This window comes from Bacteroidota bacterium (assembly GCA_016706865.1).
Lineage (GTDB): Bacteria > Bacteroidota > Bacteroidia > Chitinophagales > BACL12 > UBA7236.
Genome location: JADJIS010000002.1, coordinates 1,265,232 through 1,281,159, shown reverse-complemented (window position 1 = coordinate 1,281,159; position 15,928 = coordinate 1,265,232). Strand labels below are relative to the sequence as shown.

At 35.5% G+C, this 15,928-nt stretch carries 9 protein-coding genes; all 9 read right to left on the bottom strand.

Annotated elements, in window-relative coordinates; all coding sequences use genetic code 11:
* Window positions 1-105: 105 nt before the first annotated feature.
* Window positions 106-1,839 carry a fibronectin type III domain-containing protein gene (locus tag IPI31_08475; GenBank protein ID MBK7567849.1) on the bottom strand — a complete coding sequence of 578 codons (1,734 nt, stop codon included), beginning with the start codon at window positions 1,837-1,839 and terminating at the stop codon, window positions 106-108.
* 413 nt (window positions 1,840-2,252) lie between these two features.
* On the bottom strand, window positions 2,253-4,445 hold the full coding sequence (locus IPI31_08470; protein MBK7567848.1) for a T9SS type A sorting domain-containing protein: 2,193 nt from the start codon (window positions 4,443-4,445) through the stop codon (window positions 2,253-2,255).
* A gap of 302 nt (window positions 4,446-4,747) precedes the next feature.
* Window positions 4,748-6,802, bottom strand: a complete 2,055-nt coding sequence (locus tag IPI31_08465) for a T9SS type A sorting domain-containing protein (GenBank protein ID MBK7567847.1) — start codon at window positions 6,800-6,802, stop codon at window positions 4,748-4,750.
* Between the two features lie 267 nt (window positions 6,803-7,069).
* A complete protein-coding gene (locus IPI31_08460; GenBank protein ID MBK7567846.1) occupies window positions 7,070-8,944 on the bottom strand; it encodes a T9SS type A sorting domain-containing protein in 1,875 nt (624 codons plus the stop codon).
* A 114-nt stretch (window positions 8,945-9,058) separates the two neighbouring features.
* The gene (locus IPI31_08455; protein ID MBK7567845.1) at window positions 9,059-10,603 is read right to left on the bottom strand and encodes an amidohydrolase; all 1,545 of its coding nucleotides are present in this window, start codon (window positions 10,601-10,603) and stop codon (window positions 9,059-9,061) included.
* Between the two features lie 35 nt (window positions 10,604-10,638).
* Complete coding sequence (locus tag IPI31_08450) at window positions 10,639-11,982, bottom strand: aspartate aminotransferase family protein (GenBank protein MBK7567844.1); 1,344 nt, start codon at window positions 11,980-11,982, stop codon at window positions 10,639-10,641.
* Between the two features lie 367 nt (window positions 11,983-12,349).
* Window positions 12,350-12,985, bottom strand: coding sequence for a GNAT family N-acetyltransferase (locus IPI31_08445; GenBank protein ID MBK7567843.1), 636 nt, complete (start codon window positions 12,983-12,985; stop codon window positions 12,350-12,352).
* Between the two features lie 39 nt (window positions 12,986-13,024).
* Window positions 13,025-14,416, bottom strand: a complete 1,392-nt coding sequence (locus tag IPI31_08440; protein MBK7567842.1) for a sodium:proton antiporter — start codon at window positions 14,414-14,416, stop codon at window positions 13,025-13,027.
* A 70-nt stretch (window positions 14,417-14,486) separates the two neighbouring features.
* Window positions 14,487-15,908, bottom strand: coding sequence for an NAD-dependent succinate-semialdehyde dehydrogenase (locus tag IPI31_08435; GenBank protein MBK7567841.1), 1,422 nt, complete (start codon window positions 15,906-15,908; stop codon window positions 14,487-14,489).
* Window positions 15,909-15,928 lie beyond the last annotated feature (20 nt).

The following is a 15,928-nucleotide window of genomic DNA, read 5'->3' as shown; positions in this document are numbered from 1 at the left end:
ATGATAATTTAATTTAATAAATAATTTAATTTTTAATATATAAAATGATAAAAAAAAAGCTGCTTCCAAATGGAAGCAGCTTATAAATATGTATTAAAAAAATAATTATTCAGTAATTACAATTGAATAATTATTCGTATTTGAATTACCTGTTAAACTAACCTGATACATACCCGGAGCAATAGTTCCGAGGTTTATCATTTCAGTATAATCAGCACTGTTTACATTAATAGAAGATGCATAAACAATTTGTCCTGTTGAATTATAAATATTTAATTCAACATTATTGTTTTCATAACCATTTAATGCTAATGTAAATTGTCCGTTGCTTGGATTAGGATATAAACTTACACTAGTATTTTCATCACCTAAACGAGCAGGAGTTGAGAAATAATAGTTATAAGAAATTGGAGATTTTGTTCCAAGAACTGTACAAATAGAACGTACGTGGAATGCATAATCAGTACCTGGTGTTAAACCGCCAACATTCCAGTTGGTTGCGCCGCCTAATACTTTTTGTTTTGCAACAAGTACTTCGTCGAGTGTATAAACTGAAAGATGGTAACCACCCGAATTATCGGAAGCAGCCCATGATAAGTTAGCGGAAGTACCGGTAATTGCATCAGCCATAAGATCGGTTGGTGCAGGGCATAATCCTTCTAAACAACTTAAATAAACAAGAATGTTTGCTCTTAAATTTGCTGCTTCAGTTAATGGAGAATGGAAATTATTTGTAGTCATTCCACCAAACATAACGATACCAGAACCCCAAACTTTTTCTCCTAATGTAATGTCGGCAAATCCTGTTTCATTTATAATTGTTGCAATACCTGTTCCGGTAACCTGAGCATGACTAAAGTTTGAACCTGTCCATGCAGTTCCTACCGGTGTAAATGGTCCGCTGAAAATTGGATGTGCAGGAGCAAAAGCTTGAACGGATCCTGAACCTCCATCATAAACCAATGAAGTTCCACCAAATCCAAAACTCATACCGTCACCTTCGTTAGGTGCGGAGTTCAATAATAATTTTCCGCCGGCAGAAACCCAAGCTTCGATAGCAGCCATATTCGCAATTAAGAAATTTTCACATTCTTGTGCATGTGAATCGCTACCATCTATGAATACAAAACAATTGTCTGGTCCAAATGCTGTAGCAACATCAACAGTTTCAAAATAATCTCTTGTCCAACCTGAACCTTCAGCACCAAATGCAGAGGTCATAGCCGTAGAGTTTGTTGTTTGAAACCAAGGTTCACCACCAGTAGTGTTGGAATAGATATAATAATTTCCAACTGTTGGGCCAGGTCCACCACCGCCACCGGAAATAGTAACAGTGTAATCTTCTGTTTCGCCAAATGAATAATTTGCGCATGCATCAGGTGTAGTTGGCATTGCATAAATTTCGCGAACACGTAATCTTGTTGCGCCATTAAGAGCAGTTAAAGGAACTGTAAACGCAGCTGTACCTGTTGCAAAAGCACCGAGGTCAACAACGGTTCCAATTAATTCACCAACATCAGAAAAATCATTATCCTGATTGTAATCGATCCATGCTGCAAGGTCATTGTTAGAAGTATAACTTCCGGAACCAAGCGTAATTGTATACATCGTACCTGCAGTAAGATCTGCATTCATTCCGGTGTAATCTGAATAAAACGGAGAAGCAGCGCCTCCTGTTGTGTTTGAAATTGCTCCCAAACCAACATAACCGCAATAATCTCCTTCAACGGTACCAGTAGTATACGTTGGCGTACAATACTGAGCATAAGCTGAGAAAGCAGTAAAAACGAAAAAAGCCAAACCGAGAGTCGCACGTTTGGCAAAGTGTAAATTGTTCATAGTTCTAATTTATTAAGTGTGAAATTAATGCTCTAATATACAATTTACTTTTTCAAAATTCCTAATATTTCTTTATTTTATTAATAACTATTTAATATGATTATTAATTGAGGTCCGGGATTAACTTAAGTCATCTTATAAACTATACCTTCTTATTACAATAATAAATATATGTATAAGGGTATACTTTTTTATGATCATAGTTAATCAATTAAAAATTCTGATCTTAATTAAATAATTCAACTTAATATCGTCAATTATTATTTGAATATAAAATGATTAAATAATAAAAAAATATTATCGAAGAAATAAATTTTTATTTGATTAATTTCTAGAAAAGTTGGGTCTAATACATAAAAAAAAATGCCTTGTAATTAAACAAGGCATTTTTTTTATTAGATAAATTAAATTAATTACTTCTGAATCACAATAGGATAATTCAGCTTAACAGTGGAATTAACCAAACTAACCTGATAAATACCTGCGCTTGCATTATTCAATGAAATAGTTTCAGAATAATCAGCACCGGAAACAGATATGGTTTTATTATAAACCACATTTCCAATTGCATCGTATACATTCAATTCGAATGTGCTGGTTTCTAAACCATTCATTTGAAGTACAAACTCACCATTGGAAGGATTTGGGAACATGGTAACAGATGTTTCATTTTCACCAATACGACCAAGGGTAGTAAAATAATACCATTCAGAAGGCGCAGAAATAACACCAAGATCATCATAACAAACAGTTTTAACTCTGAAACCATACATGGTTAATGGAGTTAATTTATCTGTGATCTCTACCATATTGGTATAGAAACCTTTTGTTTTAATAAGACCGGTTGCAACATTTTGGAGAGTTACACGATACTGATCAGCACCGTCAACAGCATCCCAATGCAGAACTGCATCGTCAGTTGTAATTCCATCTGCATATAATCCGCCTGGAATTTCGCAAACTGCAAATGTTATACAGCTTAAATAAGCAAGAATATTTGCTCTTAAGTTAGCTGCTTCCAATAAAGGTGAATGGTAATTATTGGTGGTCATACCTCCGAACATAACAAGACCATCACCCCATACTTTTTCGCCTAAGGTAATATCAGTGGAACCTGTTTCAATAATAACACTTGTAATATCTGTTCCTGCAACACGTGCATGACTAAAGTTTGAACCTGTGAAATCCAATCCAACAGGAAGTAATGGTCCGTTAAAAATAGGATGAGAAGCATCAGCTGCAGTAACTGCACCTGCACCACCATCATAAATAAGGGATGTTGCATCAAAACCAAAGCTCATACCATCACCTTCATTTGGTGCGGAATTCAATAATAATTTACCACCTGAAGAAACCCAACCTTCAATAGTTACCATATTAGCAGCAAGGAAAGCTTCGAGTTCTATTGCATGTGAATCACTACCTTCTAAGAAAATAAAACAATTATCCGGTGAGAAAGCAAGTAATGGATCTACAGTCTCAAAATAATCGCGTGTCCAACCAGTACCTTCAGCACCAAAAACAGTATTCATAGCTTCAGTATTTGTTACCTGAAACCAAGGTTCGCCACCGGTGCTATTGGAATAGATATACATCGCACCTGTTCCTGTTATAGGACCAAGATTACAAACAGTTTCAGAATAACTATCATTTGTTTCATCGCCATCATCTGCAAGACTAGTCCAGGAAACAATATTGTAACATCCATCAATGCTGAAATCGTGCATTGAGCTGAATGTATAGGAGCCTGAGGAAAAAGGAGCTATAGTTCCACCATAAATTTCAGTGATAACTGCACCACCATCAACATTATAACTTACAGGAAATTCGGAGATTGCTTCAAATCCAAAATTCTGAACGGTAACAGTTACTGATTCTAAACCTAGATCAACACCTGAAACCGGACTTGTTACATTAATTACACCAGCATCAGCTGCAGCAGGTTCAAATACTGTGAAAGAGATACACTCCTCATATGCTGACCAGCTGGTGCTGTTTCTTCCTGGAACAACATCAGATGCAAGTCCGTTTTGATTGAGACCCATTGTGTGAAATCCACCATCACTATTCATTTGTGTGGTAACAATTCTTATCTCTCCAGTTCCTTCATATAATTGAATTTGAACGGTAACAGGAAATACTCCTTCAGGTCCAGGATAATGCGGAACATCTGTAAATGACAAAACAAAGATCTGACTCCCAACTGCTCCTGTTGTATAGTAGGTAATATCACCATCTACACAAAAGTTAGGATCCAAGTCTTCTTGTCCGAAGAAAATGGAATTCGGATAAAGATCCGTAGGCAAAATTGCACCACTGCAACATGCATTTCCGAGTCCGCCGCTAAACGACATATAGCCGTTCGAACTCACATAAAAGTCGGAAAACAAAGAACCATAAAATGGAAAGGTAAATCCAATTGGAAAAGCACCACTCATTTCATCGTCTCCTAAACAAATTGCAGTTCCTGCAGTTGCCATCGGTGAAAAATCGCAGTCAGATTGCACATAGTATTGACCACGCGCAATTAATCCAAAAGTAGCCATTGCGATAAACAATGTGATCTTTCGGGTAATTGTAATAGATTGTGTAATAATTAGTTTCATGATTAAAGTTTTAGGTCACAATGATACCATTATTTTTGACTTTACCCTACTTTTTTAAGATTTTTATTCGCGACAGTGATTTTAATCATCTTATAACCATTTACTTGAGAGGCAGGTGATTATGACTAATTGTTAAATAAACTTATATGATTTAAGAATGTATTCCAATCCAGTCAAAATACATGGTTGTAAATTAATTTAAAAAGAATTTTATAATGAGTTATTACCTAAAAAAAAGAGGCTGCTCAATTAAGAACAGCCTCTTTATTATTTATAAATTTAATAATGTATTAATATAATAATTATTCGACGATCACTACTGAATAATTTAAATTAAGGTCATTATTTTTTAAACTAATCTGATACATTCCAGGAGCAACATTCATTAAGTTTATTTGCTCATTATAATCAGCATTATTAACTGTAATTGATTTTGTATAAACGATCTGACCCATGGAGTTAGATACATTTAATTCAAACTGATTATCTGCATAACCATTTACATTTAAATTAAATACTCCATTGCTTGGATTTGGATATAACATAACTGAAGCATCTTCATTTTCGCCAATACGACCGAGAGTCATAAAATAATACCATGGTGAAGGAGCGGAAATTACGCCAAGATCATCATAACAAACTGTTTTAACTCTGAAACCGTATTCAGTTAACGGAGTTAATTTATCAGTGATCTCTACCATATTAGTATAAAATCCTTTTGTTTTGATCAAACCTGTTGCAAGATTTTGAAGTGTTACGCGATACTGATCGGCACCGTCAACAGCATCCCAATGTAAAACTGCATCGTTAGTTGTAATTCCATCTGCATATAATCCGCCTGGAATTTCGCAAACTGCAAATGTTATACAGCTTAAATAAGCTAGAATATTTGCTCTTAGGTTGGCTGCTTCCAATATAGGTGAATGGAAATTATTGGTGGTCATTCCTCCGAACATAACAAGACCATCACCCCATGCTTTTTCGCCTAAGGTAATGTCAGTAGTACCCGTTTCAATAATAACACTTGTAATATCTGTTCCTTCTACACGAGCATGGCTAAAGTTACCACCGGTAAAATCAGTTCCAACAGGAAGAATTGGTCCGTTAAAAATTGGATGAGAAGCATCGGCCGCAGTAACTGCACTAGCACCACCATCATAAATGAGGGAAGTTCCATCAAAACCAAAGCTCATTCCGTCACCTTCATTCGGTGCTGAATTCAATAATAATTTACCACCTGAAGTAACCCAGCTTTCAATTGTTCCAATATTTGCAGATAGGAAAGCTTCAAGTTCATCTGCATGTGTATCACTACCTTCTAAGAAAATAAAACAATTATCCGGTGAGAAAGCGAGTAATGGATCTACTGTCTCATAATAATCGCGTGTCCAACCAATACCTTCAGCACCAAATACAGTATTCATTGCTGTTGTATTTGTTACCTGAAACCAAGGTTCACCACCGGTACTATTGGAATAGATATACATTGCACCTGTTCCTGTTATTGGACCAAGATTACAAACAGTTTCAGTATAACTGTCGTTATCTGTATTTTCATCAATTTCCATTTCTGTCCATGATACAATATCATAACATCCATCTAAACTGAAATCCCAACCTTCAGGCATAGTGTAAGAAGCAGTGCTATAAGGTTCAATAGTTCCTAGGAATGCTCCACCTGTAACTATTCCGCCATCAACCTGATAATACACATTGAATTCAGAAGCTGGTTCTGAACCGTAGTTGTAAATGGTTACAATTACATCTTCGAAACCAAGATCAACACCAGAAACAGGGTTTGTAATGTCAACTACTCCAACATCATTTAAGGCGCCACCAATAATATTAACGCTGTAATCTTCAGTTTCTCCAAAACTGTAACTTGCACAAGCATCTGGAGTTGTTGGCATATTAAAAATTTCACGAACGCGCATTCTTGTTGGTCCTCCAATTGCAGTTACAGGAATACTGAATGTTGCTGTGCCTGTTGCGAAAGCACCAAGATCTACCACAGTTCCTACCAATTCATCTGCATCATAAAAATCTTCATCGTGATTGTAATCGATCCAAATTGCAATATCATTATTGGAGGTATAGGATCCTGAACCAACTGTTACTGTATAAGATGAACCCAAAGCAACATCGGTAGACATAAACGTATAATCACTGTAAAACGGAGCAGGAGCACCATCTGTAGGATTATCAATAGTTCCTAAACCGACGTAACCGCAATAATCACCTTCAACCGTACCTGTGGTATAGGTTGGAGTGCAGTATTGACCGAAAGCAGTTGCTGAAGCTAAAAGTAAACTCAGCGTTGCGATAGCCATACGTTTTGATACGTTAAAAATTTTCATAAATGTGTTTTTTTAGTTAAAATTTAAGTTTATAGTTATAATAAATGTGGTTTAAAGGTAAATAAAAAAATGAATTAACCAAGGTGTAATCTTAAATAAAATTCAAGAAGAAATTTGATCGAAATACAACCTAACCCAGACAAGTTACTACATAAACTTATCCAAGTTCTTGCATTCAAGTAAACAAATTAGGCAGAAATATAGAGATATATACAAAAAAAAGCAGGTCATCTTTTCGGATGACCTGCTGACATATTTTTCACTTCATTATTTCTGTATCACAACAGGATATGTTAATTGTGCATCATTGTTTAACAATTTAACCTGATAAATACCAGATGCCACATTTTCCAAATTGATCTGCTCTGTATAATTTGCATTGTCAATTTGAATGGATTTATTATAAACAATTTTACCCATTGCATCATAAACAAATAATTCAAATGCATTATCGCTATAATCACTTATCTGCAATGTAAATTGACCCGCATTTGGATTTGGATACATGGTAATTGCTGCTTCGGTTGTACCTATGCGGCCAAGTGTTGTAAAATAATACCATTCTGATGGAGGTGTTATCTCACCAAGAATATCATAACAAACAGTTTTAACACGGAAAGCATAAGTTGTTAGCGGAGTTAATTTGTCAACTATCTCCACAACATTTGATTCAAATCCACGTGTTTTTATTAAGCCTGTAGCTGTATTTTGAAGTGTAACTCTATATTGATCTGCACCATCCATTGCATCCCAATGTAAAACTGCATCATCTGTTGTTATTCCATCTGCATATAAACCCGTTGGAATATCACAAACCGGAATTGGACCTTCACTTGGCAACCAGGAATGGCATTCTTCTGATGCATCCCAAATTTCAGAATTTCTTCCTTCAACTGGATTTGCAATTACGCCGTCATAATTCAAACCCATAGTAGCGGCACCACCGTCATTATTCCATTGGGTTACAACTATTTTAACCTCCCCGGTTGCTTCATATAATTGAAGTTGCACAGTAACCGGAAAATAAGTAGGATCAGCATCGGCATTATAATGCGGAACATTTAAATAATTAACAACAAAAATTTGACTACCGGCAAGTCCTGAAGTATAATAATTTACTTCACCATCAACACAGAAATTTGGATCAAGATCTTCCTGACCTAAAAATATTGAATTTGGATAAATACCGTTTGGTAAAATTTGTCCAGTGCAACAAGCAGTTCCTAATCCCGCATTAAATGTTACATAGCCATTTGAACCAAGATAAATATCAGAATGCGTAATACCATAAAATGGAAAATCAAAACCCATAGGAATTGCGGCCGAAACTTCATCATCACCTAAACAAACAATAGTACCTTCAGTTGGCATGGTTACATAATCACATTCGGAATATAAATATCCGAAGAAGCAAGAACCATTATCAATTTCAGCGCCTGGATCGTAGTTTATAGCTTCAGGGTCAGTGCAACCTTCATCAGGTAGTCCATCAGGTAAAAATGAGATACATTCGTCAAAAGCTGACCAATCTTCGCTATTTCTTCCCGGCACAACGTCTGCTTCCAAAGCATTTTTGTTTAAACCCATAGTAGAAAGTCCCCCATCACCATTATAATTCGTAGTAACAATTCGAACTTCCTGAGTTCCTTCATACAATTGAACTTGAACTGTTATAGGAAATGTACCTTCAGGACCAGGATAATGAGGCACATCAGTGTAGCTTAATACAAATACCTGACTTCCTGGAGCACCTGTAGTATAATATGTGATATCACCATCCACACAAGCATTCGGATCAAGATCTTCTTGTCCAAAAAAGATAGAGTAGGGATAAGTGCCCGATGGGAGAATGATCCCTGTGCAACAACTAGAACCAAGTCCTGCGGTAAACGACAAATAACCGTTAGAACTTATATAACATTCCGTGAAAGGAACTTCATACAGTTCAAACGTAAAGCCGAGGGGAATTGCAGCACTAACTTCATCGTCCCCTAAACATAAAAACGTCCCTTCCGTTGACATCGGAGTAAAGTCGCAGGCCGATTGAATATAAGATTGTGCCCGGGAGGAAATGGAAATTAATGCTAAAGCTACCAGCAGTGCAGGTTTTCCAATAAATAATTTGGTATAATTTTTCTTCATAGTTCTTAATTAAGATACAAGTATACTGTTTTTATTTAATTTTTAAAAAAAATTGAGTTAAAATTAACAATTACACGAATTTATATGGAATAAACGGACGAAAATGATTTAAATTCATACTATTAATTGTTCTCCGTTTACAAATGTGGAATACACCTTTTGTTCATCTTGTAATACCACAAAATCTGCATATTTATTAATTTCAATTGACCCCAATTTTTCTGAATAACCTGAGGCGATTGCGGAACCCATTGTATATGCAAATACACCTTCTTCAAAAGTTACCTTTTGATCCGCTGAAAGTTTGTTTCCCCTATCATCAATTCTATTCATAGCGGAATTTATATTAAATAAAGGATCAAAATTTACAACCACCGGAGCATCTGTGGAAAATGCCACATTTATTCCCCTCTGAATTATTGATTTTACGGGATAAATCTTGTTTAAATATTCTTCGGATAGATTTTGCCTGAAATTTTTCCCTAATTCATAAATAAAAATTGGTTGCATCACGGCACTGATGTTTAAATCGGCCATTCTTTTCAGATCGTATTGGGATGGAAATCCAACATGTTCTATACGATGATTTATTTTACTTCTATTAAAAGGAGCAATTTCCTCTAATACATTCAAAACCATTTCGATAGCAGAATCGCCAATTGCATGCACAGCAATTCGAAAACCGGCATCCTGAGATTCGAGTGCCAATTTTTTAAATGTCTCTTTTTCAATTCTCAATACCCCTGATTCATTTGAATTTTTGTAGGGCTTTTTCATAGCAGCCGTTTTTCCACTTAAGCCACCATCAGCAAAAAATTTAACGGTGTCGATATTTAAAAGATCTGACCTGTATTTTTCCGGTAATGGATATACTTTATTTATTCCATCAGGAACTCTGATGGGAAATATATTTATTCTGATCTTTAATTCACCATTCCTATCCATTTCCTTATATACTTCTATAAGGTCTTTTTCCACAGCTGGATCAGTGGCGGCAGTAATTCCGCATTCTATCAATTTATCCTGCGCAGCAAGAATCATTTCACGTAATTGTATCTTGTTGTATTTTGGAATTTTACTTAAAATCAATCCTATGGCAGTTTCTGTGAAATGCCCTGCCAGTGAACCATCGGGCAATAATTTGATCTCACCTCCCTGCGGAACTTTTGTGTCAGTAACTATATTACAAAATTCGAGCGCTTTTGAATTAACAATTATTTGATGTGCACAGGTTCGAGTAATACAAACGGGCCGGTCAGTAATTATTTTATCGAGATCGAATTTATCAGGCATTTTTTTATCCGGGAAAAGCGCCTCGTTAAATCCTCTGGCTAAAATCCATTCCAATTGAGGATTATTATGCGCATAATCTTTTAATTTATCCTGCATTTCCCCGAGGCTTTTAATACCTCTCAGATCCAACAATGAAGTTAATAAATTGCCGACCTTCCAGACATGAATATGGGCATCATTAAATCCCGGTAAAACAGTTTTATTATGAAGGTCAATTAAAAGGGTTTGGGGGGATTTTAATTCAAGTATATTTTTATCATCTCCTACTGCAATAAATTTTCCGTTTTTAATAGCAAACGCCGATGCCTTAGGATTTTGTTTATCCTGTGTCAATATTTTGCCATTAAAGAATATTTTATCCGCCATTAATTATTATTCGCCTCCAAATTAATTTGTAAAGATTAATTTCTTTTTAATTGCGCACTTTGTATTGCCATTTCCAAAACATTTAATCCTTCCAATAATTGTTCATCGGTCATTACAATTGGAGGAAGTAAACGTATACAATTGCTGAATAATCCGGCACGAATTAAAATTATTCCGTGTGCAATTGCATCCTTTATAATTTCCATGGCGATCTCTACATCAGGTTCTTTGGTATTTCTATCCTTTACGAATTCCACTAATCGCATGGCGCCAATTCCTCGAACATCACCAATACAGGAATATTTTAATTTCCACTTTTCAAGTTCATCTGCAATAAGTTCCCCAACTCTATTAACACGATTTAAAAATTCAGGAGAAGATAATATTTTGAGTGATTGAATAGCGGCAACACATGAAACAGGATTACCACCATATGTCCCACCTATACCACCTAAATGTACAACATCTAAAATTTCTGCTCTTCCGGTAATTGCACTAATTGGCATTCCTGCTCCAATTGATTTTGCAGAACAAATAATATCTGGAACAACATCCACATGTTCGCAGGCAAATAATTTTCCGGTACGCGAAGCACCACATTGTATTTCATCGAATATTAAAACGATATTATGTTTGGAAGCAACATCTCTCAATTTTTGCAGGAATAATTTCGGCATGGGAATAAATCCTCCTTCCCCCAATACAGGCTCAATAATAATTGCGGCAACACTATCAGGATCAATTTGTGAGATCATTGCCACTTCAAATTGGTTAATACAAAATTGAATATATTCTTCCTCTGTTAATTGATCAGGTTTGCGATAAATATTTGGTGATGGTAAACGAACAATATCATTAACAAAAGGTCCAAATCCCTTTTTAAATAATGCGTATTTACTTGTTAAACTTAATGTTAGCAATGTGCGACCGTGATATCCTCCTTCAAAACAAATTACAGCGGACCTTTTGGTATAATATCTGGCGATGTTCACCGCATTTTCCACGGCCTCACTTCCACTGTTCGCCAATAATGTTTTTTTGGGGAAATTACCGGGAGTTAAACTGTTTAATAATTCTGCTAATTCAACATAGGGCTCCGGAGTTGCAACCAAGGAGCAGATATGGGTATATTTATATAATTGCTCCTTCATGGCCTCCACCACGAGTTTGTTATTATGACCTATGTTCATCATCCCTATTCCACCGGCAAAATCAAGCAAAGTATTTCCATCCACATCAATTACAACTCCACCCTCAGCCGAATGAATTGCAATATCCGTTGATTTTGCAAGCCCAAGAGGCATGGCATTTTTTCTCCTCTCAATAATTTCCAACGACTTAGGGCCGGGGATGGAGGTTTTAAGATTTATAGAACTCATAGTTTAAATTTAATGCTTTTTAATGTAACAATGTAATAATGTACCAATGTACCAATGAACAGCCGCTCATTCGACGGTCGTTACATTTCGGTAAAATTTAAAGTTTGATTTATGTATATATTTTACAATGCTTAGTTTTTTTGGCTGTTTCATTGTCAATTATCAATTGTCAATTATCAATTATTTTTTTGGCTGTTTCATTGTCAATTATCAATTGTCAATTATCAATTATTTTTTTGGCTGTTTCATTGTCAATTGTCAATTATCAATTATCAATTATTTTTTTGGCTGTTTCATTATCAATTGTCAATTATCAATTATCAATTATTTTTTTGGCTGTTAATTGGTACATTGGTACATTATTTTTTCATCGGTACATCACTATTATCGCTCCCGCATTACCACAAGTGGGGTCATTAAGATAATTTTTTATCAATCCTTTTATTTCAAATCCTATTTTTTCCTGAACAGAAACGGTTGGATCAAAAATTTCGTGAGACTTTACTTTTAAATAATACTCGTCAATGGTCAAATGATCTTTATAATTAATATATCCATTGAGCATTCCAACGGTTAACTGCCCTTTACATCCAAGTTTTTTGGCGATCTCACTTCGTATTTTGTAAAATTCTTTTGCAACACCGCGACCGCGATAATCTGGATGTACGCTTACATCAATTCCATATAACCATTCCCCTTCTGGATCGTGATTTGTGAGCCAGCCTCCTGCTACGGTTTCATTAAAAGTATGATGAACGGGATCATTAAGGTCAAAATTATAACGCATTGTGGTTGTTCCACCTATTACTTTATTGTTGTCGAGAGCTACCAACTGTCCCTCGGGGAAAATTTTAAGATGTTTTAGATAATGTTCCGCCTGCAATATTTCATTCTCCGCAAGGTTTGGAAATACAATATACTGAAGTTCTTCCAAGGCTGAAGCATGTTCTTCACGGGTATTTGTAAATAATATACCGTTATTTATATAATGAATCTTATTCAAAATAACATAATTTTTTAATCCCTTTAATTTAAAAATATTTTAAAAAATAAATCCCAATATTACATATACGATGCAACTAAAACCAAATGCCAATAATGCCAGGGGCAGCTGTGTTAAGCCGTGTTGCATATTATTGGTTTCACAACTTTGAGAGGTTAATATAGTGGCGTCAGAATATAAACATGCATTTGCACCAAAAACTCCGGCACTTATTATTGCTCCAATATTTAACAGCACATTTGAATCGATGGATTGTGCAAGCGGTATAACAATAGGAATCGCTACAACATATAGTCCCCAACTCGAACCCGTGGTAAAGGAGATCACAGAAAGTGAAATAAAAATAATGACGGGTAAAAATTCTCTGCTCACATAAGGCGAAACTGAATTGATCACATATTGAGTTAATCCCATTTTATCACCAACCTCTTTCAACATGAGTGAAATCACAACCAATGCCAATGCGAATAACATAGAATTAAATCCGGAAAATATTGTTTCGGTTAATTCCTGAACAGTAGACAATTTGCGAATTAAAAAATATAAAAAAGTAAATGCAACTCCAATAAGCACTCCCTTGAGAGCATCAATTTCAATTCCAGGAGTGGAAAAATCCTGAAACGCCATAGTTGCAATAAGGACTACCAACATCGGTATTAAAAAATAACGCGCTTTCGGATTTACCAGTTTAGGAAATATTTCAAAGTGAACACTCGATAATTTTGTTCCTTCGGGAATTATTTCATCGGTAGTTTCTGCTCTGTGAATTGCCTTTTTCATTTTGCCGAACATTGGAATTACTCCATAAATAAAAAGTGGCACCATTAAAACCGATATCCAGCCGTAGGCAACAAAAGGGATAATAGAAAAATATGTTTTTAACCCTTCACCCGACGCGGCAAATCCGGATTCTTCTAATTGTACTCCTATAAATAAAGTCCATGTGGAAATGGGAACTATCACACATAATGGCGGTGATAACGTATTAACAATATAGGCTAAATATTCTCTAGGTATTTTAAATTTATCGGTAACATTCCGCATGGTAATACCGGTTGTTAATGCGCTTAAATAATCATCAATAAAAACAAATATTCCCAATAACCATGTGCCCATCAACGCCTGACGTTTAGTTTGAATTCGCTCCAACATTCTTTCTCCAAATTTTTTCGCACCTCCACTTCTGATCATCAAGGCCATGATGGAACCATATAATCCGCAAACCACAATTACCCATACTGTATCTTCATCGGTCATCACCGCATAAAGTGAGGTGATAAATCCATCAAAAAATCCCCAACCATCTATCATTATAAATCCTGCAAGGCATCCGATTAATAATCCTTCAAAAGAGGAGCGCAATAAGATGGAAACGAGAATTACCACCAGTGGTGGGATTATGGATAACCAGCCGAAATAGAATTCTTCCATATGATCGGAATGAGTTATGAGTTATGAGTAATGAGTTTGCTAAGACTACTCCTTAAAATTAATTTCCTATTTATAAATTTCCTATGCTTATTAATTTTTTTTCTAAATACTCGTACAGCCCTTCACTTCCACTTTCATGGCCTAATCCGCTTTGTTTCCAACCTCCGAAAGGTGCCTCAGTTCCCTGTGGTGCCCATTCATTTATCCCTACCATTCCAAACTCCAATTTTTCGGATAGATAAATTGCATCATTTAAATTATTGGTCCAGATATAAGCAGCCAGGCCATAAGGTGTATCATTTGCTTTGGCAATTACTTCCTCCTTTGTGGAAAATTTAATTAAAGGCAATACCGGACCAAAAATTTCTTTATTTATAAATTCAGAATTATTATTAGTAACATCAATCACTACCGGTGCAATAAAATTTCCTTTATCCATTATATCACCACCGGTTAAAATTTTATTATTTTCCTTTTTGGCCTGATCAATGATATTTAAAACATTTTGTTGTTGATTTTTATTAATGAGCGGTCCTAATTTAGTTTCCGGATCCAACCCATTTCCTATTTTTAATAATTCTGTGTGTTTTACAACTGCTTTTAGAAATTGATCATAAATATTTTCGTGAACATAAAATCTTTGGGGGGAAATACAAACTTGTCCGCAATTTCGAAACTTTGTATTGACAGAAGTTTTTGCAACCTGCTCCACATCCACATCAGCCATAATAATAACGGGTGCATTTCCACCTAACTCCAACGCTAATTTTGTATTGGTTCGCGATGCTCCATCCATTAATATTTTCCCAACTCTTGTACTTCCGGTAAAACTTATTTTTTTAACATGAATATTATTCAACAATTCATTTCCGATCTTTGAAGCATCACCATTTACAAGATTAATTACTCCTGCGGGAATTCCTGCTTCGATTAATGCAGCAATTAAATTCATTCCTGTGAGAGGTGTATATTCACTAACCTTCGCTACTACAGTACACCCGGCTGCCAATGCTGCTGCCCAAGCTCTTGCAGGATTATAGGCAGGAAAATTCCAAGCGGTAACTACACCAATCACACCCATTGGCTGATATATTACCTGCATTCGTTTATCGGTTCTTGATGATGGAATTACTTTACCATAACTGCGTTTTCCTTCCTCTGCAAACCATTCAAATAAATTTGCTGCCACATTTAATTCACCCTTAGCCTCTGCAATCGGTTTGCCACTTTCCATTACCATATCGCGGGCATATTCTGCAATATTTTTTCGGATAATATTTGCAGCATTTTTTAATATTTCAGCACGTGTCCAGGGTGAAATTACACTCCATGTTTTAAATGCATTTTGCGCTGCATCTATTGCCAACTTACAATCTGTACCATCACCAAATTGAATCGTACAAATTAATTCATCTGTTGCGGGATTCATCACATCCCAAACACCTGCATTATTTGCATCCACCCAAATTCCGTTAATAAATTGTTTTCTCATTTTTTAATGTCCTCCTCAAA

Bases quoted from the DNA above. Each gene is read 5' to 3' on its own strand.
- IPI31_08475 (MBK7567849.1), bottom strand. From the start codon at position 1,839: ATGAACAATTTACACTTTGCCAAACGTGCGACTCTCGGTTTGGCTTTT.
- IPI31_08470 (MBK7567848.1), bottom strand. From the start codon at position 4,445: ATGAAACTAATTATTACACAATCTATTACAATTACCCGAAAGATCACA.
- IPI31_08465 (MBK7567847.1), bottom strand. From the start codon at position 6,802: ATGAAAATTTTTAACGTATCAAAACGTATGGCTATCGCAACGCTGAGT.
- IPI31_08460 (MBK7567846.1), bottom strand. From the start codon at position 8,944: ATGAAGAAAAATTATACCAAATTATTTATTGGAAAACCTGCACTGCTG.
- IPI31_08455 (MBK7567845.1), bottom strand. From the start codon at position 10,603: ATGGCGGATAAAATATTCTTTAATGGCAAAATATTGACACAGGATAAA.
- IPI31_08450 (MBK7567844.1), bottom strand. From the start codon at position 11,982: ATGAGTTCTATAAATCTTAAAACCTCCATCCCCGGCCCTAAGTCGTTG.
- IPI31_08440 (MBK7567842.1), bottom strand. From the start codon at position 14,416: ATGGAAGAATTCTATTTCGGCTGGTTATCCATAATCCCACCACTGGTG.
- IPI31_08435 (MBK7567841.1), bottom strand. From the start codon at position 15,908: ATGAGAAAACAATTTATTAACGGAATTTGGGTGGATGCAAATAATGCA.